Genomic DNA, 1,689 nt, shown 5'->3' with positions numbered 1-1,689 from the left:
CTGACTTGCATATTTTTGCGGTCTGACAACAGTTGTGTATTTTACCTGCTTTTCTCCCTCTTTCTTAAACCCCTACCCTTGAAAGCCTTGGAAAGGGGGGAGACCGGAAAATCTAACTCCCTTCCCTTTCCAAGGGAAGAAACTGGAAAATCTAGCTCCCTCCCCTTTACAAGGGGAGGGTTGGGGAGGGGTAATTTTGCCTATGTCATCGGCAAGGAGTTAAAAACATTAAACACACCAGTCATTTTGATTATCGATCAGTTTGAAGAATGCTTTACTATGTGCGATGACAGCCAGCGCCAAGAATTCTTTGACTGTTTGCGGGAATTAATTGACTGTACAGATAACCTCTATATTTTCATTGGGATGCGATCGGATTTTCGGGGGAGATGGCGAGAATATCCCAAATTTGCGGGCAAAATCAATAAACCTTACATCAACGTTGAACATTTAACCCGTGAGGAAATTGAAGAAGCGATTACTAAACCGGCTGATTGGGTAGGATTAGGGATAGAGGGAAGGTTAAAACAGCAACTAATTAATGATGTTGAGGATTACCCCGGAAGTTTGCCCTTGCTGCAATATACCCTGACAGAATTGTGGCGTGAGTCGAGAAATCAAGGCGATAAGGTTCTCAGCTTGAAAACTTATCAGGATTTAGGCGGGGTAGAAGGAACGCTACAAAAAAGCGCTGATGCAGTTTACAAAAGTCTTTCAGCAGCAGAAAAAACTGTGGCGCGGCGGATTTTTCTAGAATTAACGCAGATGGGAGAAACTACAGATGTACGGCGGCGCGTGCGTTTACGCGAGTTGGTTAATTCCCATCATTCCTTGAAACTTTTGCAACAGGTGAGCGAGAAGTTAGCGGATAAAGATGCACGATTAATTACGAAGAGAGATGAGCCGGATTCCCAGGATGTAATTTTAGATGTTGTCCACGAAGCCTTAATCCGCCACTGGCAAATGTTGCGGGAGTGGAAAGAGGAATATAAGTTGGGAATAGCCATTGAGCGACAGATTGAAGCGGAAGCGCAAGAATGGGAGAGGAATGAGAAAAAGCCAGGGTTTCTCAGGAAAGATGACAGATTAGCAGTAACAGAAGCATATTTAGCTAGATTTGGCGATTGGCAAATGCTCAATGGGGTAGCCGAGGAGTACATTCAGGAGAGTCAAGAACTGCGAAATAGGCTTGAGCGAGAAGAGAAAGAAAGCATAAAAATAGAAGCACAAAGGAAACAGCGAAACCAATTTGTAACTATATTTGCTACTTTATCCCTTGGGTTAGCTGGATTAGCTGGTTATCAATGGTGGAACGCCCAAAAAAATGCTAAGGTAGCGCAACAACAAGGTGTAATTGCTCTGGCGCAAACCTCTGAAACTTCCCTACTGTCTAACAAGCATCTTGAGGCTGCGGTTGCAGCCGTACAGTCAGGTAGACAATTTTTAGGTAGACCACCTCAGAATGCCAATTTAGAACAAACGGCTAACCAGCAAGCTGTAGTGGCACTCAAGCGAGCAATTTACAATACTCAAGAGATAAACCGCTTGGAAGGGCATAGCGATGCGGTCATTAGCGTAGCATTTAGCCCCGATGGCAAGAGCATCGCTTCTGCTAGTCTTGACAAGACCATCAAACTTTGGAATGCAGCTACAGGTAAAACAATCTCCACCCTCAAGGGGCATAGCAAT

The 1,689-nt window shown here is 44.4% G+C and carries 1 protein-coding gene; it reads left to right on the top strand.

The features are described from left to right. Positions 1 to 15: 15 nt before the first annotated feature. The coding region (locus A4S05_RS28885) for a WD40 repeat domain-containing protein (RefSeq protein WP_370684495.1) at positions 16 to 1,689 on the top strand (1,674 nt) is incomplete at its 3' end.

It is taken from the genome of Nostoc sp. KVJ20 (genome assembly GCF_001712795.1).
Lineage (GTDB): Bacteria > Cyanobacteriota > Cyanobacteriia > Cyanobacteriales > Nostocaceae > Nostoc.
This window is presented reverse-complemented; position numbering and strand designations above follow the sequence as displayed.